We start from the raw sequence: 18,134 nt of genomic DNA on the forward strand, positions 1-18,134 counted from the left end.
TCCTATCGGGGGATGATGAGGGCGGCGTTGGCCGCGGAGGCGCAGTCGCGCATGGCGTCGGCGGGGGTCGCGCGCCCGAGCAGCACGGAGACGATCGCCGCGGCGACGGCCTGCGAAACCTGCGGATAGGCGGGGTGGTTCGCGCGGACGTGCGAGTTCTCGAGCGACTCGGCGAACACGGAAAGCCCCGCGGTGTCCCGGGTTTTCCGCTGCCATTCCGGAAGCCGCTGCGATTCGGCGCTCAGCGGGAGGCTGCCCGCGCCGACGTCCCAGACGACGTCCTGGCCGGGCGCGGTCAGCCACCTCAGGAACGTTTTGGCCGCGGCGAGGCGGCGGTCGCCGTTGTCGAAGACCGTCCAGGTGTCCGGTCCGGAGATGGTGATCGGCTTTCCGGTGAACGTCGGCAGCGGTACGACGTGGTAGTCGATGCCCGCGCCGAGGATGTCGGGCAGTTGCCACGGGCCGGTCGGCACCATCGCGATCCGGCCCGAGGCGAAGGCCTGGTACATCTGCTCGGAGCCGGGTTTCGGGTCGATGTAGACACTGCGGTCGGCGGCGAGTTTCCGGATCACTTCGAGTGCCTGTACTCCGCTGTCGGCGAAGCCGATGCTGCGCCCGTCCTGGCCGACGATGGTGCCGCCGAGGTCCCAGATCATCGGCCACAGCCGCCAGACGGTGTCCTCGTCGCCCGCGCCGGGCCAGGCCGTGCCGAACTGTCCTTGGCCGCGGTTGGTCAGTTTCTTCGCGGTGGCCACGAAATCCGGCCAGCGCCAGGAGGCGTCCGGCAGCGGGACGCCGTGCTGCTGGAAAAGTTTCCTGTTGCAGGCGACGGCCAGCGAGTCGAGCATCGCGGGCACCGCGCGGACGCGCTCGTTGACGGTGACCGCTTCGAGCGCGGGTTTCCAGAACTGGCCGTGGACGACGTCGCCCATGTCGGCCACGCGCGGGCTGCGGGCGATGCTGGCGAGGTCGGAGCCGAAGATGTACGCGATGTCCGGGTAGGAGCCGGACGCGAGCGCCGCGGTGACCTTCTGCAGCATGGCGTCGGCGAGCACGCCGCCGCCGAGGTCGATCCGGATGCCGGGGTTCTCGCGCTGGAACGCGGCGACGAGTTGCTTGAGGACTTTGAGACCGGTGTCGCTCTGGCCGTGCCACATTTCGACGGTGACCGGCCCGGACGTGGCGGCGGGGGCCTCGGCGCAGGCCGCGGCGGCGGGCACCAGCGCCATCGCCGCCGCGCCGCGGAGAAAACCGCGCCGGGTCAGGGTTCGCACGCGCATGGGTTTCGTTTTCCTTCCCTTGCGCTAGCGGGGACAGGGGGAGGGAGAGGTCATCTGCGGTTTCCTTCCGGCGGGCAGAAGTGGGCGGCTACCTTTTCGGGCAGGGGAGGGACGTCGATCGGCACGGAGCCGGAACGCAGGGATTCAGTGGCGAGTGCGCCCGCCGCCACGGCTTCGCGGGCGGCGATCGGCGACAGTTCCGGCGGGTCGCCGTGCACTGCGTAGCGCAGGAATTCTTTCATGGTGAGGAGATCCGCGTCCTCGTGTCCTGATGCGACACCGTCGATCGGGTACTCGCGGTCGCCGTCTCGGGCCCAATTGCGGCGGCGGTTCCATACTTTCACCACGCCGCCGCCGGTGTCGCCGAAGTTCTCGGCGCGGCCTTCGGTGCCGATCACGGTGTAATTGCGCCAGTAGTCGGGCGTGAAGTGGCATTGTTCGTAGCTGGCGAGGACGCCGTTGTCGAGTCGCAGGTGGACCATCGAGAGGTCTTCGACGTCGACGACCGGGTTGAGGCCGGTTTGGGCGGCGGGAGGCCAGTTGCCGAAGGAAAACCAGTCGTCGGCGAGGCGGTCGCCCTGTCCGCCTCGGTCGGTGATCTTGCCGTAGACGGCCAGGTCGCCCATCGCGGTGACGCGGCGGGTGAAACCTCCGGCGAGGTAGTGGATGACGTCGAGGTCGTGACTGGCTTTCTGCAGCAGCAAGGAATTCACGCGGCTGCGGTCGGCGTGCCAGTCCTTGAAGTAGTAGTCGCCGCCGTTGCCGACGAAATGGCGGCACCACACGGTTTTCACTTCGCCGATCTCGCCGCGCGTCACGACGTCGCGGAGCGTGCGGACGACGGCTGAGTGCCGGAAGTTGTGTCCGATGTAGAGCTTGGCGCCGGTTTCCTGGGCGGCGGCGAGGACGGCGTCCGCGTCAGGAAGTGTTGTGGCGAGCGGCTTTTCGAGGTACACCGCGACTCCGGCGCGAAGCAGGTCGACGGCGATCTCGGCATGCGTCCAGTCCGGGGAAGTCACGATCGCGGCGTCGACCAGGTTCGCGAGTTCTTGATGCCCGGCAACGATCTCGAGGTCGCCGAACATCTCGCGCGCTCGCGCCCGGCCGCGCTCGTCGGGGTCCGAAGCGGCCACGAGCTCCGCCGCGACGCCGGATTCCGCCACGTGCCGGGCGATCTCGGCCCGCAGGCCGACCCCGACCACGCCGACTCGCAACACCCCGGGGTTCACCACGTCGCCACCTCACCTCTGCGTGATATTGATCTGCATGATGGCAAAACAATCATAAATACGCAACGGTTGCGGGCCTGCTTAGCTCGCGACGACCGGCTCCGCGGAGGCCGCCGCGAGGTCGGCGGCGAACGAGGACGACCGCGTCCGGCGCGCCCGCCGACGGCGCTGCCGAGCCGGCCGTTTCGCAGGACTGCTGCCGGTCACGACGCTTGTGACCCGCGCGCGGGCGGACAGCTCGTAGGCGATGTCGGCCGCGGCCACCCCGGTTTCGTCGTCGCTGCGGATGAACCGCTCGCTCTTCGCCGGCGTGCGGGCGGCGATCGCCGCCTCGGCCTGCCGGGCGATCTGTACTGCGGCGGCGGCTCGCAGCCGGTGTCCAGCGCGACGGCCCCGCTGCGGATGCGGGTGATCAGCCGCTGGTCGGCGAGGGTCGGGAGGTCCCGTCGCGCGGTCGCGGGGGAGATGCCGGGTGCCCCGCCGATCTCCGCGATCGTGACGCTGCCCCGTTCGCTCGCCGATTCGAGCAGGGCGTTCAGGCGTTGCCGGGGCGTCATGCCGGTCTCTCGTTTCCTGGTCGGAGGCGGGGCGGTGCTCATCCTAGAGGCCAGGCTCACTCGACTTTATGATCGAATCTGCGCTATAACGCATAGGTCAATCAAAAACACTCAAGTATGATGACGGCTGCGATCATCTCGCCCGTCCTGGATCGAAAGGCCTCCATCCCGTGTCCTCCCTTCCGGATGCCTCCGGCTCCTTCGCGGCCGCCGAACTGGCTTCCCAGCCCGAAATGTGGCGCGCGGCGGCCGCGCTGGCCCCGTCGGCCGCGCTGCCTCAGCCGGGCGAACGAGTGGCCGTAGTCGGCTGCGGCACCAGCTGGTTCATCGCGATGAGCTACGCCGTCGCCCGCGAACAACGCGGCCACGGGGTCACCGACGCCTTCGCCGGCTCCGAATACCCGGCTTCGCGCGAATACGACCGCGTCGTGGCGATTTCCCGCTCCGGCACCACGACCGAGATCATCGACCTGCTCGCCGCCATGCCCGCACAGCGCACCGTGCTGATCACCGCGGTCGGCGAGAGTCCCGCCGCCGCCCACGCGGACGAGGTCGTCGAACTTTCCTTCGCCGACGAACAATCCGTCGTGCAGACCCGCTTTGCCACCACCGCGCTCGCCCTGCTGCGCGCCGGTCTGGGCGACGACATCGACCAACTCGCGTCCGCCTGCACCGAAGCGCTGACGCAACCGATCGACGACCTGCTCGACGCTGAACAGGTCACCTTCATCGGCCGCGGCCCCGCAGTCGGCTTGGCTTGCGAGGCCGCACTGAAGACCCGCGAAGCCGCACAGTTCTGGGCTGAGTCCTATCCCGCCATGGACTACCGCCACGGCCCGATCGCGATCGCCCAGCCGGGCCGTCTCGTCTGGTCGCTGGGCCCGGCCCCCGCCGGACTCGCGGACGACGTCGCCCGCACCGGCGCGCGTTTCGTGCACCACGACCTGGATCCGCTCGCCGCACTCGTGGTGGCGCAACGCTTCGCCGTCGCGCTGGCCGCCCGGCGCGGCCTGGATCCCGACCGCCCGCGCTCGCTGACGCGCTCGGTGATCCTCGCCTGATGATCCTCACCCTGACGCCGAACCCGGCCATCGACGTCACCTACCGGATCGGCGCCCACGCGCCCGGGGACACGAACCGGGTGCTGGAGGTGCAGCGACGGCCGGGCGGCAAGGGCGTGAACGTCGCCCGGGTGCTCGCTGCCGTGGAGGCCCCGGTCCAGGCCCTTCTCCCGTTGGGCGGCGAGGCGGGCCGGTGGCTCGGGGCTGAACTGGACGTGCCCTTCGAGGCAGTCCCGATCTCCGGCGAAAACCGAACCACCGTAACGGTTACCGGGGACGGCCATCCGACGGTTTACGCGGAACCCGGCCCGGAAGTGTCCGAAGAGGAATGGACAGCTTTCGGTTCTCGCCTGGCCCACTGCCTGCCCGGGGCGGACCTGCTGGTGGTTTCCGGTTCCCTGCCGCGTGGTGCCTCCCCGGACCTGGTCTCCGCCTGGACCCGTATCGCCCGGGAAGCCGGAGTGCGGACGCTGGTCGACGCCTCCGGCCTCGCGTTGCTGGCCGCGGCCCGCGCCGGTGCGCTGGTGAAGCCGAATCGAGCCGAACTGCTCGCCGCGACCTCCGCAGCTGACGAAGCGGCTGGCGCTGCGGCACTTCTCCGGCTGGGCGCGCAGTTGGTCGTCGTTTCGCGCGGAGCCGACGGCATCGCCGCCTATGGCCAGGGCGGCGTTCGGATTGTCCCCGCCATCCCCGACGTCCATGGCAACCCGACCGGAGCCGGGGATGCCGCGACCGCCGGACTGGCCGTCGCCCTCGCCGCCGGTCGCCCCCTGATCGAAGCCCTGCGCACCGCCGCCGCACTGGGCGCCGCAGCCGTCCTCCGCCCGGTCGCCGGAGAAGTCGATCTCCCCGCCTATCGCCGATTCCTGAACGGAGCCCCCGCATGATCACCCGTCCCGAACTGCCCCGGCTGCTGGCCGCCGCCCGCGAGCGCGGTTCCGCCGTGGGCGCGTTCAATGTGATCATGCTGGAACACGCCGAGGCCATCGCCGAGGGTGCGGAACAGGCCGGATTGCCGGTGGTGCTGCAGATCAGCGAAAACTGCGTCCGCTACCACGGCGGATTGGCCCCGATCACCGTGGCGTCCCGGGAAATCGCCCGCCGCGCGTCGGTCGGCGTGCTGGTGCACCTGGACCACATCGAAGACCCGGAGCTGATCCGGGAGGGCATCGCATTGGGCGTGGACAGCGTGATGTACGACGGATCGCGCTTGCCGTACGCGGAAAACCTGCGCACGACCCGGGAGATCGCCTCGCTCTGTCACGACGCGGGTGTAGCGGTGGAAGCGGAACTGGGCGAGGTGGGCGGAAAGGACGGCGTGCACGCGCCCGGTGCCCGCACCGACCCGGCCGAAGCGGCCGACTTCGTGGCCGCGACCGGCGTGGACGCCCTGGCGGTGGCAGTCGGGACATCTCACGCGATGGTGGAACGGACGGCCCAGGTGGACCGTGCGCTGGTGACCCGGTTGCGAGACGCGGTCCCGGTCCCGCTGGTATTGCACGGCTCGTCAGGACTGTCGGACGAAGAACTGCGCGGGGCGGTGGCGAGCGGGATGGCGAAGGTCAATATCTCAACGCATCTCAATGGCCTGTTCACGCGGTCGGTTCGGCGGTTCCTGGAGGAGCGGCCGGACGCGGTGGATCCGCGGAAGTACGTCCGGCTGGGGAGGAGCGCGGTGGCGTCGGAGACTGCTCGGCTTCTGCGTTTGCTCGCCGGTTGAGCGGGTACGGCGGCCGGTACTGGTGCATGCGACCGGCGGTGGGGAGCGGTCCGGTGACGGTTTCCGGAGACAGGCTGAATCCGAGGCGCCCGCTGAGGACCGCCATCATCGCGGTCGACGCGTCGGCGATCGACACGCGTGAAGGGAAGTCGATGAGCCCGGCGTCGAACATCTCGTCGTCGAACATGTGGGGGCGAGTCCCGGCCCGGGAGTCGTAGGGCGCGCCGCACTTGAACGCGAAGACGAACTCGCCGGGCGAGAGACAGGAGACAGCGGCGGGGTCGAATGGGTTGGCTGCGATGAGGACGACCTCGGTGTTCTCGGCCAGGCGGTTCGAGATGCCGTCGAGATAGCTCTTCTGCTGCGAGTACTCCACCACGACGGTCCATTCGCCGGACTCGGCGACGCGAATCCATCGCGGCCTTTCGTCGAACGTGGCCGTCCGCAGCACAGGGTCGGCCAGTGCTTGCTCCGTGGTCATGGTCCGCGCCGAGTCCGGATCGATGCCGAAGGCGCGAAACACCTCGGCGGCGCTCGTTCCGCGCACGAAGGCCAGCGCGCCCGGTCGTCCACAGGCGATTTCCCGGTCATCGTTCCTCCGGCCGCGGGCTTCGCCGACGAGCTTGGGCGGAGAACGCGGCACGACCGGGTCGGGTACTCTTGGTATACCAAAGTGCTCCCGTCGAGAAAGGTGCTCTCCGTGTTGATCCGTGACGTCCGTCCCTGGGGCGGTCAGCGCAGCGACGTCGAGGTGGCAGGCGACCGGATCGCCGCGGTCCGGCCGCATGATCCGGCGGCGTCCGGCGGGGACGTGGTCGAGGGGCGCGGGCGGCTGCTGTTCCCCTCCTTCAGCGACGTGCACGTTCACCTCGACTCGACGCGCATCGGCCTGCCGTTCCGGCCGCACACGGGAGCTCCCGGCGTCTGGGCGATGATGCTGAACGACCGCGAGAACTGGCGGAACGCCGAGGTCCCGCTGCCGGAACGCGTCGCGGGCACGTTGGAGCGGATGATCGCGAACGGCACCACTCGCGTGCGCACCTACGCGCAGGTCGACGTGGACTGCCGGCTCGAGAAGCTCGACGCGGTGCTCGCGGCCAAGGAGCGCTTCGCCGCGCACGCGGACGTCGAGGTGATGGCGTTCCCGCAGGCGGGGATCCTGCGCGAGCCGGGCACGGCGGACGTGCTGGAGGCCGCGCTGCGTTCGGGTGCGTCGGTGGTCGGCGGGATCGATCCGTGTTCGCTCGACAAGGATCCCAAGGGGCACTTGGACGTCGTGTTCGGGCTGGCCGAGAAGTACGGCGTCGAGGTCGACATCCATCTGCACGAGCCGGGCCATCTCGGGGTGTTTTCGACGGACCTGGTGATCGAGCGGGTCCGCGCGCTGGACATGCGCGGCAAGGTGACCATGTCGCACGCGTACGAGCTGGGCTCGGTCTCGGAGGCGGTGAGCCGACGGCTGATCGACACGTTCGCGGAGCTGGACATCGCGATGGCGACGGTCGCGCCGTCCGTCGACCGGCAGTTGTCGCTGGCGGAGCTGACGACCGCGGGCGTGCGCGTCGGGCTGGGGGAGGACGGGCAGCGGGACTACTGGAGCCCGTACGGCAACTGCGATCTGCTCGACCGGACGTGGCAGCTGGCCTTCACGCACGGGTTCCGGCGCGACGAGCTGATCGAGATGGCGCTCGCGATCGCGACGACGGGCGGCGCGTCGATCATGAGCCACGACGTGCCCCGGCTGGCGGGAATCGCCGACCGGCCCGGCGTGGCCGCCGGCGACCGGGCGGACCTGGTGCTGGTGGACGGCGAGACGCCGACCAGCGCGGTGATGGACCGCGGCAAGGACCGCACGGTGCTGCACGACGGCGTCGTGGTGGCGGACGGGCTGGCGGTCGTCGACCTCTGACGGGGCGAAGCCCGGCGGGCGCGAGCGTCTGTGCGGGGAACCCTGCCGGAATCAGAGTTCCCCTCGCAGACGTCAGCGGGAGCGGGGGCGCACCGGGGCCGGCCCGGCCGCGAGGCAGGCTGGGGAAGCTCCGCGCTCGCGGTTCACCCGGCCGAAGCGGATTCCTCCGCCGGATGCCGCCGCGCCGCCTCGCTCGTGCCGGTCGCGAGATGGGCCAGCACCAGCCGTTCCACGCGCTCGACATCCCGGTCCACGATCGCCTCGTACAAGAGTTCGTGCTCGGCCGCCATCGCTTCCAGGTCGTCGTGCTGGCCGAGCAGCCATCGCATGCGGCTGCGCAACGTCCGTTCCAGTTCGCCGAGCAATTCGTTCGCCGACAGCGACGTGACGACCTCGTGGAAATCCGCGGCTGCCCGGCGTGCGGACACCGCGTCGCCGGCGCGGGCGGCGCGCAGTTCCGTGTCGAGCACCTCCCGCAGCCGCGCCAGGCCTTCGCGCGTGCGGCGTTGCGCGGCGAGCCGGAAAGTGAGGCCCTCGAAGGCCGTGCGCACCTCGTTGAGGTCCGCGACGTCCGACGCGGTGAACTCCCGCACCACCGACCACGACCGCGGCCGCGGCGTCACCAGGCCCTCGTTTCCCAGCGCGCGCAACGCGTCCCGCACCGGCACCCGGCTCACGCCCATCTCCGCGGCCAGATCCCGTTCGACCAGCTTGCTGCCGGGAGCCCGCGTGCCGTCGAGGATCTCGTTCCGCAGCCGTTCCGTGACGCGCTCGGACTCCGACGCGAAACCCGGCTCCATCCGATCCCCTCCCGCCGCTGTCACCGACAGTATCGGCGAACCTCCTCCCAGGTTCCCGGAAAAACCCGCCCCCGGCAAGGTCTGGCCGCCAGGTTCCGCCGTTTGGTATACCTAAATCCCCGAGCGGAAGGAATCCGATGCGCACTCGCTGGCGTGCCCGCCATGTGCTGGCCCATCAGAACGGGCGGCACGCCCTGCTGGAAAACGGCGAGGTCGTCTGGGAAGACGACGTCGTCGCCTACGTCGGCCCGCGGTATGCCGGAACGACGGACGTGGACGTCGACCTCGGCGAATCGCTCGTCCTCCCGGGCCTGATCGACCTCGACGCGCTGACCGACGTGGACCATCTCGTCCTCGATTCCTGGGCGGCGGCGGACCGCGCGGCCGGTCTCCAGTGGTCCGAGGACTACTTCGCGCACCGCCGCCGCGACGTCTTCACCCCGGAAGAACGGCAGACCATTCGCGAGTACGCGCTCGTCCAGCTGGCGCTGCACGGAATCACGACGTTCATGCCGATCGCGTCGGAAGTCCATTCGTCGTGGGCCGAGCCGTACGAGGAACTCGTCGCGATGGCGGACTTCTCGCGGAACCTCGGGCTGCGCGGATATCTAGGCCCGGCTTACCGATCCGGCGTCAACGTGGCCACTGCGGACGGTGCCCGCACGGTCGCCTTCGACGAACCCCGCGGCGAGGACGGGTTAGCCGACGCGTTGCGGTTCCTGGACCACGCAAAGGAACTAGACGACCCGCTCGTCAACGGTGTTCTGCTGCCATGCCGCATCGAGACCCTCACCGAAGACCTCATGCGCGCCACCGCCGACGCAGCGCGCGAGCGCGACGTCCTGGTGCGGCTGCACTGCCTTCAAGGCGTGCTGGAGCGCGAACTGATCCTCGACCGCTACGGCGTGACTCCGCTGGAAATGCTCAAGCGCACCGGCCTGCTCGGCGAGCGCCTCCTGATCCCGCACGGCCAGGTCCTCGACCGCCATCCCGATGTCTACGGCGAAGACCGCGGCGACGTCGCGACCTTGGCCGCAGCCGGCGCGTCGGTGATCCACTGCCCGCTCACGTCTTTCCGCTACGGCCACGCCCTGCGCTCGTTCCGCGACTACCGCGAAGCAGGCCTGAACCTGTGTCTGGGCACGGATTCCTTCCCGCCGGACCTGGTGCGCGGCATGGACGTCGGCGTGCATCTGGCGAAGGTGATGGACGACCGCGCCGACGCGGCTCCGGCCGAATGGTACGTCGAAGCGGCGACGCTCGGCGGTGCCCGAGCGCTCCGCCGCGACGACCTCGGCAAGCTGGAGCCGGGCGCACAGGCGGACCTCGTCGCGTTCCGCGTCGGCGACCTCCGCGACGGTGTGCGGGACGACCCGATCCGCACGTTCCTGCTCTCCGGAACCGCCCGCCAGGCAACGCATTCCGTCGTCGCGGGCCAGCCGGTGCTGGTGGACGGGCGCCTTCCCGGCGTCGACGAGCGGGACCTCCGCCGCCGCGGGCAGGCGTTGTTCGAGAAGATGCGCGCCGCGTATCCGGAGCGGGACGTCGAACGCCGGGAGGCGGGGGAGTTGTTCCCTCCGGCCTTCCCGGCGTTCCAGGAGTAAGCGGCGGGCGGGGCTATCGCCGCGAGACGATGGCCCCGCCCTTCACCACGAGCCGTCGCGGAGGATGGGACACGACGGCTTCGGCCGGGTACCGTGCGGCTACGAGGAAGAAATCAGCGTGGTCGCCAATTTTCAGGCCGTAATCCTTGAGCCGTAATGCTTTCGCGCCGCCGTACGTCGCCGCGTGCAGCGCGAGTTCGATCTCCGGGTCAGTCCGGAACGAGCTGCGGTACGCCAGGTGCATGGTGCGCGTCAGCATGTCCCCGTCGCCGTAGGGGCCCCACAGGTCGCGGATGCCGTCGTTGCCGCACGCGGCGTTCGCGCCCGCTGCCCGCATTTTGGCCAGCGGCGGCACCGGCCGGTCGTACACCGCCGCGGTGGTCAGTGTGATCCGCTGCTCCGCGAGGCCTTCGAGCAGCCGGTCCTGCTGCGCGTCCGGGATGCCGCAGATGCCGAACGCGTGCCCGATCGCGACCTTCCCGGCGAGCCCGAGCGCCTTCGTCCGCTCGATGACGAGCTCGATCTCCCAGGCCCCGAGCGGTCCTTCGTCGTGCAGATGCAGGTCGACCCCGCAGCCGTGCCGAGCGGCGATGTCGAAGATCGCGTCGAGGTGCCCGCGCGGATCGCGGTCGTAGCCCGCCGGGTCGATGCCGCCGACGTTCTCGACGCCGGACGCCACGGCGCGCTCCAGCAGTTCCAGCGTGCCGGGCCGGGTGAGCAGGCCGCCCTGGGGGAAGGCGACCTGCTCGACGGTGACCCGGCCGCGATGCCGCGCCGCCGCCTCCCGCACCGCCTCGATGCCGGACAGCCCCAGTTCGGGGTCGACATCGGTGTGCGCGCGGACGAAGGAAGTGCCGTTCGCGATCATCGCGTCGAGCAGCGCGGCCGCGGGTTCGGGCGAAGGGAGCCCGAATTCCTTGCGGCGGCGCTGTTCGTTGGAGATCCGGTCGGCGAGCGTCGAACCCGAGGTGTTCGGCACCCAGGGCAGGCCCCACAGGGTCTTGTCGAGGTGGCAGTGCGCGTCGACGAGGCCGGGCAGCAGCAGCGCGCCGCCGCCGTCCTCGACGGGCACATCCGCATCGGCGGGCCCGAACCCGGCGATCCGGCCGTCGCGCACCAGCACGTCCGTCGGATCGCCGCCTCCCAGCCGGACGTTGCGCAGCAACAGGTTCACGCGACTCCCTCCACAGCCTCGGCCCGGACGGTCGGCTCGCGCCGCTCGGAGGTGGCGAGGCTGACGCCGACGGTCAGCACGACGTTGACGGTGATCGCTAGGAGCCCGGGGTTGAGTCCCCACAATGTGTTCTTCGAAGCGAGCACCGTCCACGCGACGATCGCCACGCCGACCACGAGCCCGGTCGCCGCGCCCGCCTTGGTCAGCCGCCGCCACACCAGCCCCAGCACGATCGCCGGGAAGAACTGGGAGACGCCGTTCTGGCCGGTCAGCAGCAGGTTCACCAGCAGGGCGGGCTGGAAGATCGCGAAGACCAGCGCCACCGCGGTCACCACGACGACCAGCGCGCGCGACAGCCGGAACACGCCCAGTTCGCTGGTCTTCGGCCGCAGGACGCCCTGGTAGACGTTGCGGGCCAGCAGCGTCGCGGACTGCAGGAGCAGCAGGCTGATCGGCACGATCGCGGCCAGCGCGCCCGCGCCGCCGACGAGACCGACCACCCACGACGGCATGGTCTTCAGCGTCAGCGAAAGCAGCGCGCCGTTGGTGGCGCTGCCCTTCAAACCGGGCACGACGAGCACCGCGGCGAAGCCGACGAACAGCGTCAGCGCGATCAGGATCTGGTACAGCGGAAGGTAAATCGCGTTGCGGCGGATCGTCTGCTCGGACTTCGCGGTGTACATCGCGGCGAGCGCGTGCGGGAACATGAAGAACGCCGCGCTCGTGACGAGCAGGGTCGACATCATCCACGGGACGCCGAGCGGGCTGCCCGGAGCCGGGACGCCGAGGAAGCCGGGGTGCTGGGCCTGGACAGTGTCGATGAGATGCCCGAAACCGCCGAAGTAGTGCACGGGAATGGCGATGCCGACGACCAGCACGGTGCCGATCAGCAGGATGTCCTTGAGCACCGAAACCCACGCGGCGGCCTTCATGCCGGACGCGTAGACGAACACCGCGATCAGCACGACCGCGAGCACCATGCTGGTGACCCGGTTGATGCCGGTCGTCGTCTCGACGATCTGGCCGAGGCCGAGCAGCTGCGCCTCGATGTAGGGGATCATGAACGCCACGCCGACGATCGCGGTCAGCGCGCCGAACCACGGGCTGCGGAAGCGGTGGGTGAAGAAATCCGCTTGGGTGACGAGGTTGTGCTTCTTCGCGTACCTCCACAATGGAGGGAGGAAGAAGTAGGACAGGACGAAGGCGCACGTGCCGTAGCCGGCGACGTAGAACGCCGCGCCGCCGTTGGCGTAGGCGAATCCGGAGGCGCCTAGGTAGGTGAAGGTCGAGTAGGTCTCGCCCGCGGCGAGCACCCAGAACAGCAGCGTCCCGTAGGACCGGCCGGCGACCGTCCACTGTTCGAGGTTCATCTGCTTCCGGCCGCGCGCGGCGAGTCCGATGACCACCGCCAGCGCCACCACGGCCAACGCGACGACGGCTCCCGCGTTCATCGCTGCTCCTGCTCGGTCTCGGCGGCGCCCGGGCGCCGGATGCGGTCGGCGACGCCGAGGAACACGGGCGTGAGGGCCACCCAGAGGAGGATCCAGAACCCGATCTCGGGCAGGAACCAGATCCGGCCGTCGCCGCTGAACCAGGGCAGGCCGGCGATCATCGCCACGTAAGGAGTGAAGGCCACCGCGGCCACCACTGCGGAACGCTTCATCGCGCACACCCTTCATTGTTTGGTATACCATAAGCGCGGCCAGTGGCGGGTTGTCAAGGGCGTGTTCAGGAACGATGCGGGGTCGCTATCGTTCGAGATGCCGGGGTGTTCGGCGATGTTTGCGGTTTGTCCGATTTGGACGCTGTTGGCGGAACGAGTGCTTTGGTAGACCGGATCACTCTGGTTTGGCGAGGCAAAACCCTTCGCCGGCACCCGCGTTCGGGGCTAGCTTGTGTCGTCGAAGGGGGGCGCAATGGACAACTCGACGACGCAGCTGTGGCGGCCGGCCGGCCCGGCCGAACTGGAGCTGGTCCGTCAGTCCGGCTGGCGCGCGTGGCCGCCGCGGCTGCCGGATCAGCCGATCTTCTACCCGGTGCTGAACGAGGACTACGCGGTGAAGATCGCGCGAGACTGGAACGTCCGGTACGACGGCGCCGGGTATGTGACCCGCTTCCGCGTCGAAACGGCGTTCCTCGCCCGCTACCCGGTGCGGCAGGCGGGCGGCGAGACGATCCTGGAGCTGTGGGTCCCCGCCGAGGAGCTGGAGGAATTCAACGCGCACCTGGTCGGGGAAATCGAGGTCGTGCACGAGTTCCGCTGACCGGCTGGCTCGCGAGCGCCGGTCCCGGTTCTAACCGTGATCGGCGCTCACGAGCCCAGCCGACAACCCGCGAAAACACCGGACCGCCAACTCGACCGGTGCCGACTTCTCCTCCGTCCCGGCCCACAGCTCAAGCGAGATCCGAATGGCATCCGTCGCCGCGGCCGCCACCAGATGCACCGTCACCTCGTCCGTCTCCGGAGTCAGCCGCGCTAACACCGGCCGCAGCCGAGTCTCGGATTCGCCGTTCACCCGATGCCACACCGCCGCCAACGCCGAATCGTCCCCGCTCGCGGCTCGCAGCAGCCCGCGCGTCCAGCTGAATTCCGTAGTGGCGTCGGCGGCGGAGATCGTCTTGTGGATCGCGTCCTCGACTGCCTTCAGCAGCGGCGTTCCTTCGGGTGTCGACGCGAGGTGCTCCCGCCACGAATCGGCGCCTACGACCAGCAGCGGGGCGACCGCGTCCTCTTTGGTGCGGAAGTAGCGGTAGAAGGTGCGCGGCGCGACGCCCGCCGCGGCGGCGATCGCTTCCGCGGTCGTTCCCTGTGCGCCATGCTCGGTGAACAGGCGCGCGGCGGCGCGGGCGATGTCGAGTTGCGTCGCCGCTTTGCGCCGTTCGGTCAGGGTTGGGGTCTTTCCGCTCACCGTCGCCACGCTACCTGATCACTGTCAATCGTGCGGTTGCAGTCAGAGTGGCACAGTCTGCCACCTAGGCGTACCGTGACGGCAGACGAAAGGAGCGGACCATGAACCGTTACGAAGGACGCCGGGTGCTGGTCACCGGAGCGGGCTCGGGCATCGGGCAGGCGACGGTGCTGCGGATGCTGGCCGAGGGCGGGCGCGTCGTCGCCGCGGACGTGAGCGAAGCGGGCCTGGCGGACACCGTCGAGAAGGCCGGCGACGCGGCGGACCGGCTGAGCACCGTGGTCGTGAACGTCGCCGACGAAGCGTCGGTGAAGGCCGGGGTCGCGTCGGCGGTCGAGCAGCTCGGCGGGCTGGACGCGCTCGTCAACGCCGCGGGCATCCTGCGGTCGGCGCACACCCACGAGATGCCGCTGGAGGCGTTCGAGCAGGTGCTGCGCGTCAACCTGGTCGGCACGTTCCTGATGATCCGCGAATCGATCCCGGCGCTGCGCGAGGGCAGCGGCCCGGCGGTGGTGAATTTCAGTTCGACGTCGGCGATGTTCGCGCACCCCTACATGGCGGCGTACGCGGCGAGCAAGGGCGGCATCCAGTCGATGACGCACGCGCTGGCGTCCGAATACGCGAAGGACGGCATCCGCTTCACCGCCGTGCAGCCCGGTTCGATCTCCTCGGGCATGACCGACGGCAGCGGCAAGAGCAAGCAGAGCGTCGGCCCCGGCTTCCCCGAGGACGCCGACTTTACCCTGCTCGGCAAGCTGCTTCCCGCGCTGGGCCAGGGGTTCGCCGGTCCGGAGACGGTCGCGTCGGTCGTCGCGATGCTCGCCAGCGAGGACGCCGCGTTCATCACCGGCACCGAGGTCCGCATCGACGGCGGCACGCACTTCTGATGCGCGATTTGTTCAAGAACTGACCGGCGGCCGGGCCGTAGCGTCGCGGCATGACCAAGCTTTCGACTGCCCGGCGCGGGGTGCGGCGATGATCCTCGTGACCGGCGGCCTCGGCATGATCGGCGCGCACACGGCCCGGGCGCTGGCCGATCTGGGGCAGGACGTCCTCGTCACCGGGCACCGGCGGACCGATTTCCCGTCCTTCCTGGAGGGCCGGGTCGCCGTGGAAACGCTCGACGTCACCGACCGGGAGGCGTTCCTCGCGCTCGGCGACCGGTACGACATCACCGCGATCGTCCACCTGGCCGGCAGCATCCCCGGCGACGACCCGGTCGCGTTCTTCCGGACCGACCTGACCGGCCTGGCCAACGCCCTCGACGCGGCCCGGGCGTGGCAGGTGCGGCGGTTCGCGGTGGCGAGCAGCCTCGGCGTGTACCTCGGGCGCGACGAGCCGAGCTGGCACGAGGACCTGCCGCTGCCGGCCGCGGATCTGCCGCATCTCATCGTGGCGTTCAAGAAAGCCGCCGAACCCCTCACGACGCACAGCCTGCGGGGGAGCGGCGTCGAACCGGTGGTGCTGCGGATCGGGACGGTGTGGGGTCCGCTGGTGGACCCGGAATCGCCGTTCTTCCCGATCCCGTCCTACCTCAACGCCGGGCTGCGTGGCGACCCGCCGCGTCCGCTGGTCGCCGACGAGGGCTTCGACTGCTGCTACGCGCCGGACGCCGGCCGCGCGATCGCGTTGCTGATCACGGCGCCGTCGCTGAAACACGACACGTACAACGTTTCGAGCGGGCAGCCGGTGACGAACCGGGAGTTCGGCGAGGCGCTCGCGGAGATCGCGCCGGGTGTGCCGGATCAGCTGCGGCCCGGCGGCGCGACGGGGCCGTATCTGGATATTTCGCGGCTCAGGGAGGAAACGGGCTTCGCGCCGGAGTTCGACGTGCGGGCGGCGGTGGCGGATTACGCGGAGTGGCGGAAGACGAATCCGCGCTGAGCATCCACCGGCCACAGTGGACGGTCCGGGCGGTGGTGCGAGAATGGCCCGATGGCAGCGGAACAGGGCGTCGAATCCGAGACGGACCGGGTGGTCCGGCAGCTGCGGGACGAGATCCTGGACGGGGCGCGCGCACCGGGAAGCAAGCTCGTCGAACGGGATCTCGCCGCGGACCTCGGGGTGAGCCGCGTCCCGGTGCGGGACGCGCTGAAAACGCTGGTCGCCGAAGGCCTGGTCACGCCGCGTCCCCGGACGTGGGCCGTGGTGCGGGAGTTCACCGCGAGCGACATCGCCGACTTGCAGGAAGTGCGCGCGGCGCTGGAAGTCCTCACGTTCAAGCTCGCGGCGGCCCGCCATTCGCGGGCCGGGCTGGACCGGCTCCGTGCGGCACTGGACGAGGAAACGTCCGCCGCCGCTGCCGGGGACGCGGTGACGGCCCGCCGCGCGGCGGCGGATTTCCACGAGGCCGTCACGGCGATGGCGGGCAATGAGCTGCTCAACGAACTGGAACTGACCTTGCGCAGCCGGATGCGGTGGCTGCTCGGCCAGCACGAGGACCTGGAACGCGTGGCGGGGGAGCATCGGGCGCTGTACGACGCGATCGCGCGGCGGGACGTGGACACCGTGGAAGCGCTGCTGATGGAGCACATGGAGAGCGGGCGGCATCTGCGCGGGCTGGGGCGCGGGGAGGACTGACGGCCGAGTTCCCGGCAAGGAGGCGGGATCGGCCAGGGGCCGGGCACGGCCTGAGTCACGCGCTCGAGACCGCCCGTCCGCCGTCCTTTTCGGACACCCTGCTGAACCGCGGCGGGCGAGAAGCCGGCGCTTGATCATCATCATTTGGTAGGCCGCACGTCGCCCGGCGACGTGCGGCCATTTCGCGCTGTGCCAACGAGCACACAGCACGGCAACAATCCTCGAAGACACTCTTGTGATCTTGCGCGAGCACTTGGTATACCAAACGCCATCGTTTCGCTCTCGACGAGGAGACCCCCGTGCAAGGTGTCGACACGTCCGCCGCCCCGGTCGCGACAGTCCGCTCCGGCCGCACCCTCGTGGGCACGGCCTGGCTGCGGATCCGGCGCAGCCGCATCGCGATGGCGGCGCTGGCCGCGGTGTGCCTGATCGTGCTGTTCGCGATCCTCGCCCCGGTGCTGACGGGCATCGAGGGCTCCGACCCGTTCACCGCGCACACCGGCCCGGACTTCCTCGACGGCTTCACCACGCCCGGCTTGCCGCTGGACTACTACCGCTACCCGTCGAGCGAGCACTGGCTGGGCCTCGAACCAGGCCTCGGCCGGGACATCTTCGCGCGGATGGCTTACGGCGCACGGGTTTCGCTGACCATCGCGCTGCTGGCCACCGTCGTCTCGGTCGTGCTGGGCACCGTCCTCGGCGCGGCTGCGGGCTACTTCGGCGGCAAAACCGACATGGTCATCAGCCGGATCATGGACCTGTTCCTCGCGTTCCCGCACCTGCTGCTGGTGCTGTCGCTGACGCCGATCCTGCAGTCCCGGCTGCGCGGCACCGCGCTCGATTCGGGCAGCCTGATCCCGATCTCGTCGCTGGTGATCATCCTCGGCTTCTTCGGCTGGGCTTACCTCGCCCGCGTCGTGCGCGGCCAGGTGCTTTCGATCCGCGAGCAGGAGTACGTCGAGGCGGCGAAGGCGTTCGGCGCGAGCCGCCGGTCGATCATCCTGAAGCAGATCATCCCGAACGTGCTGGGCGTCGTGCTCGTGTACGCGACCATGCTGATCCCGATCAACATCACCTCCGAAGCCGCGCTGTCGTTCCTCGGCGTCGGCGTGAAAGACCCGACGCCGTCCTGGGGCCAGATGCTCAACGCGGCACAGGCGGGCAACTGGTATCTCTCCGACCCCTGGTTCCTGGCTGTGCCCGCGGGCGCGCTCGCGATCACCGTGCTGGCTTTCAACCTGCTGGGCGACGCCGTCCGGGACGCGCTCGACCCCAAGGCGTCCCGCCGCTGATTTTCCCTTCTGCATAAGG

The 18,134-nt window shown here is 70.0% G+C and carries 19 protein-coding genes and 1 pseudogene; 10 read left to right on the forward strand and 10 right to left on the reverse strand.

The window, feature by feature from the left end; translation table 11 throughout:
- Nucleotides 1-2: 2 nt before the first annotated feature.
- From L3Q65_RS08405 to L3Q65_RS47575, 4 genes are all read right to left on the reverse strand, one after another.
- Nucleotides 3-1,280 carry an extracellular solute-binding protein gene (locus L3Q65_RS08405; protein WP_237599259.1) on the reverse strand — a complete coding sequence of 426 codons (1,278 nt, stop codon included), beginning with the start codon at nt 1,278-1,280 and terminating at the stop codon, nt 3-5.
- Nucleotides 1,281-1,330: 50 nt separating this feature from the next.
- Nucleotides 1,331-2,512 (reverse strand): Gfo/Idh/MocA family protein, encoded by a 1,182-nt coding sequence (locus L3Q65_RS08410; protein WP_237599260.1) that lies wholly within the window; start codon nt 2,510-2,512, stop codon nt 1,331-1,333.
- Nucleotides 2,513-2,590: 78 nt separating this feature from the next.
- A complete protein-coding gene (locus tag L3Q65_RS08415; protein WP_220508320.1) occupies nt 2,591-2,773 on the reverse strand; it encodes a hypothetical protein in 183 nt (60 codons plus the stop codon).
- Nucleotides 2,713-3,108 carry a DeoR family transcriptional regulator gene (locus tag L3Q65_RS47575; RefSeq protein WP_370648178.1) on the reverse strand — a complete coding sequence of 132 codons (396 nt, stop codon included), beginning with the start codon at nt 3,106-3,108 and terminating at the stop codon, nt 2,713-2,715. Before L3Q65_RS47575 ends, L3Q65_RS08415 begins: the two co-directional genes overlap by 61 nt.
- A 191-nt stretch (nt 3,109-3,299) precedes the next feature.
- Here L3Q65_RS47575 and L3Q65_RS08420 point away from each other — a divergent pair, with 191 nt between their 5' ends.
- From L3Q65_RS08420 to L3Q65_RS08430, 3 genes are read left to right on the forward strand one after another with little or no spacing between them, the layout of a single operon-like run.
- The gene (locus L3Q65_RS08420) at nt 3,300-4,127 is read left to right on the forward strand and encodes an SIS domain-containing protein (protein WP_237600865.1); all 828 of its coding nucleotides are present in this window, start codon (nt 3,300-3,302) and stop codon (nt 4,125-4,127) included.
- Entirely contained in the window at nt 4,127-5,014 is an 888-nt protein-coding gene (locus L3Q65_RS08425; protein WP_237599261.1) for a 1-phosphofructokinase family hexose kinase, read from the forward strand. Before L3Q65_RS08420 ends, L3Q65_RS08425 begins: the two co-directional genes overlap by 1 nt.
- Complete coding sequence (locus L3Q65_RS08430; protein WP_182895005.1) at nt 5,011-5,847, forward strand: class II fructose-bisphosphate aldolase; 837 nt, start codon at nt 5,011-5,013, stop codon at nt 5,845-5,847. Before L3Q65_RS08425 ends, L3Q65_RS08430 begins: the two co-directional genes overlap by 4 nt.
- Before the next feature lie 214 nt (nt 5,848-6,061).
- Here the strand turns inward: L3Q65_RS08430 and L3Q65_RS08435 are convergent.
- A pseudogene (locus L3Q65_RS08435) lies at nt 6,062-6,634 on the reverse strand (hypothetical protein); the annotation flags it as partial.
- Between L3Q65_RS08435 and L3Q65_RS08440 the strand changes: the two are divergent.
- Nucleotides 6,548-7,756, forward strand: coding sequence for an amidohydrolase family protein (locus L3Q65_RS08440; protein ID WP_182895006.1), 1,209 nt, complete (start codon nt 6,548-6,550; stop codon nt 7,754-7,756). The pseudogene L3Q65_RS08435 and the gene L3Q65_RS08440 overlap by 87 nt on opposite strands.
- Nucleotides 7,757-7,899: 143 nt before the next feature.
- On the opposite strand, the gene L3Q65_RS08445 is transcribed toward L3Q65_RS08440, so the two are convergent.
- Nucleotides 7,900-8,556: a GntR family transcriptional regulator gene (locus L3Q65_RS08445; RefSeq protein ID WP_182895007.1), complete on the reverse strand. Its 657-nt coding sequence runs from the start codon at nt 8,554-8,556 to the stop codon at nt 7,900-7,902.
- Nucleotides 8,557-8,693: 137 nt separating this feature from the next.
- On the opposite strand from L3Q65_RS08445, the gene L3Q65_RS08450 reads away from it, so the two are divergent.
- A complete protein-coding gene (locus L3Q65_RS08450; RefSeq protein WP_182895008.1) occupies nt 8,694-10,160 on the forward strand; it encodes a chlorohydrolase family protein in 1,467 nt (488 codons plus the stop codon).
- A gap of 13 nt (nt 10,161-10,173) precedes the next feature.
- On the opposite strand, the gene L3Q65_RS08455 is transcribed toward L3Q65_RS08450, so the two are convergent.
- From L3Q65_RS08455 to L3Q65_RS08465, 3 genes are read right to left on the reverse strand one after another with little or no spacing between them, the layout of a single operon-like run.
- Nucleotides 10,174-11,334, reverse strand: coding sequence for an amidohydrolase (locus L3Q65_RS08455; protein ID WP_237599262.1), 1,161 nt, complete (start codon nt 11,332-11,334; stop codon nt 10,174-10,176).
- Complete coding sequence (locus tag L3Q65_RS08460) at nt 11,331-12,785, reverse strand: sodium:solute symporter (protein WP_237599263.1); 1,455 nt, start codon at nt 12,783-12,785, stop codon at nt 11,331-11,333. Before L3Q65_RS08460 ends, L3Q65_RS08455 begins: the two co-directional genes overlap by 4 nt.
- A complete protein-coding gene (locus L3Q65_RS08465) occupies nt 12,782-12,997 on the reverse strand; it encodes a hypothetical protein (protein ID WP_037812989.1) in 216 nt (71 codons plus the stop codon). The genes L3Q65_RS08460 and L3Q65_RS08465 overlap by 4 nt, the downstream gene beginning before the upstream one ends.
- A 253-nt stretch (nt 12,998-13,250) precedes the next feature.
- Between L3Q65_RS08465 and L3Q65_RS08470 the strand changes: the two genes are divergently transcribed.
- Nucleotides 13,251-13,598 (forward strand): hypothetical protein, encoded by a 348-nt coding sequence (locus tag L3Q65_RS08470; RefSeq protein ID WP_182895011.1) that lies wholly within the window; start codon nt 13,251-13,253, stop codon nt 13,596-13,598.
- A 30-nt stretch (nt 13,599-13,628) separates the two neighbouring features.
- Here L3Q65_RS08470 and L3Q65_RS08475 read toward each other — a convergent pair whose 3' ends face one another.
- Nucleotides 13,629-14,243 (reverse strand): TetR/AcrR family transcriptional regulator, encoded by a 615-nt coding sequence (locus tag L3Q65_RS08475; RefSeq protein WP_237599264.1) that lies wholly within the window; start codon nt 14,241-14,243, stop codon nt 13,629-13,631.
- Between the two features lie 101 nt (nt 14,244-14,344).
- On the opposite strand from L3Q65_RS08475, the gene L3Q65_RS08480 reads away from it, so the two are divergent.
- From L3Q65_RS08480 to L3Q65_RS08495, 4 genes are all read left to right on the forward strand, one after another.
- Entirely contained in the window at nt 14,345-15,130 is a 786-nt protein-coding gene (locus L3Q65_RS08480) for an SDR family NAD(P)-dependent oxidoreductase (protein ID WP_182895013.1), read from the forward strand.
- Nucleotides 15,131-15,218: 88 nt separating this feature from the next.
- Entirely contained in the window at nt 15,219-16,127 is a 909-nt protein-coding gene (locus L3Q65_RS08485; protein ID WP_237599265.1) for an NAD(P)-dependent oxidoreductase, read from the forward strand.
- Nucleotides 16,128-16,178: 51 nt separating this feature from the next.
- The gene (locus L3Q65_RS08490; RefSeq protein ID WP_182895015.1) at nt 16,179-16,823 is read left to right on the forward strand and encodes a GntR family transcriptional regulator; all 645 of its coding nucleotides are present in this window, start codon (nt 16,179-16,181) and stop codon (nt 16,821-16,823) included.
- A gap of 299 nt (nt 16,824-17,122) precedes the next feature.
- A complete protein-coding gene (locus L3Q65_RS08495) occupies nt 17,123-18,115 on the forward strand; it encodes an ABC transporter permease (protein ID WP_182895016.1) in 993 nt (330 codons plus the stop codon).
- Nucleotides 18,116-18,134: the final 19 nt, after the last annotated feature.

Source organism: Amycolatopsis sp. FU40, from assembly GCF_021903635.1.
GTDB classification, from domain to species: Bacteria; Actinomycetota; Actinomycetes; order Mycobacteriales; family Pseudonocardiaceae; genus Amycolatopsis; species Amycolatopsis dendrobii.

Coding starts and splice junctions, on each gene's coding strand:
- L3Q65_RS08405 (WP_237599259.1), bottom strand. CDS start 1,280: ATGCGCGTGCGAACCCTGACCCGGCGCGGTTTTCTCCGCGGCGCGGCG.
- L3Q65_RS47575 (WP_370648178.1), bottom strand. CDS start 3,108: ATGAGCACCGCCCCGCCTCCGACCAGGAAACGAGAGACCGGCATGACG.
- L3Q65_RS08420 (WP_237600865.1), top strand. CDS start 3,300: ATGTGGCGCGCGGCGGCCGCGCTGGCCCCGTCGGCCGCGCTGCCTCAG.
- L3Q65_RS08425 (WP_237599261.1), top strand. CDS start 4,127: ATGATCCTCACCCTGACGCCGAACCCGGCCATCGACGTCACCTACCGG.
- L3Q65_RS08430 (WP_182895005.1), top strand. CDS start 5,011: ATGATCACCCGTCCCGAACTGCCCCGGCTGCTGGCCGCCGCCCGCGAG.
- L3Q65_RS08445 (WP_182895007.1), bottom strand. CDS start 8,556: ATGGAGCCGGGTTTCGCGTCGGAGTCCGAGCGCGTCACGGAACGGCTG.
- L3Q65_RS08450 (WP_182895008.1), top strand. CDS start 8,694: ATGCGCACTCGCTGGCGTGCCCGCCATGTGCTGGCCCATCAGAACGGG.
- L3Q65_RS08460 (WP_237599263.1), bottom strand. CDS start 12,785: ATGAACGCGGGAGCCGTCGTCGCGTTGGCCGTGGTGGCGCTGGCGGTG.
- L3Q65_RS08465 (WP_037812989.1), bottom strand. CDS start 12,997: ATGAAGCGTTCCGCAGTGGTGGCCGCGGTGGCCTTCACTCCTTACGTG.
- L3Q65_RS08470 (WP_182895011.1), top strand. CDS start 13,251: ATGGACAACTCGACGACGCAGCTGTGGCGGCCGGCCGGCCCGGCCGAA.
- L3Q65_RS08480 (WP_182895013.1), top strand. CDS start 14,345: ATGAACCGTTACGAAGGACGCCGGGTGCTGGTCACCGGAGCGGGCTCG.
- L3Q65_RS08485 (WP_237599265.1), top strand. CDS start 15,219: ATGATCCTCGTGACCGGCGGCCTCGGCATGATCGGCGCGCACACGGCC.
- L3Q65_RS08490 (WP_182895015.1), top strand. CDS start 16,179: ATGGCAGCGGAACAGGGCGTCGAATCCGAGACGGACCGGGTGGTCCGG.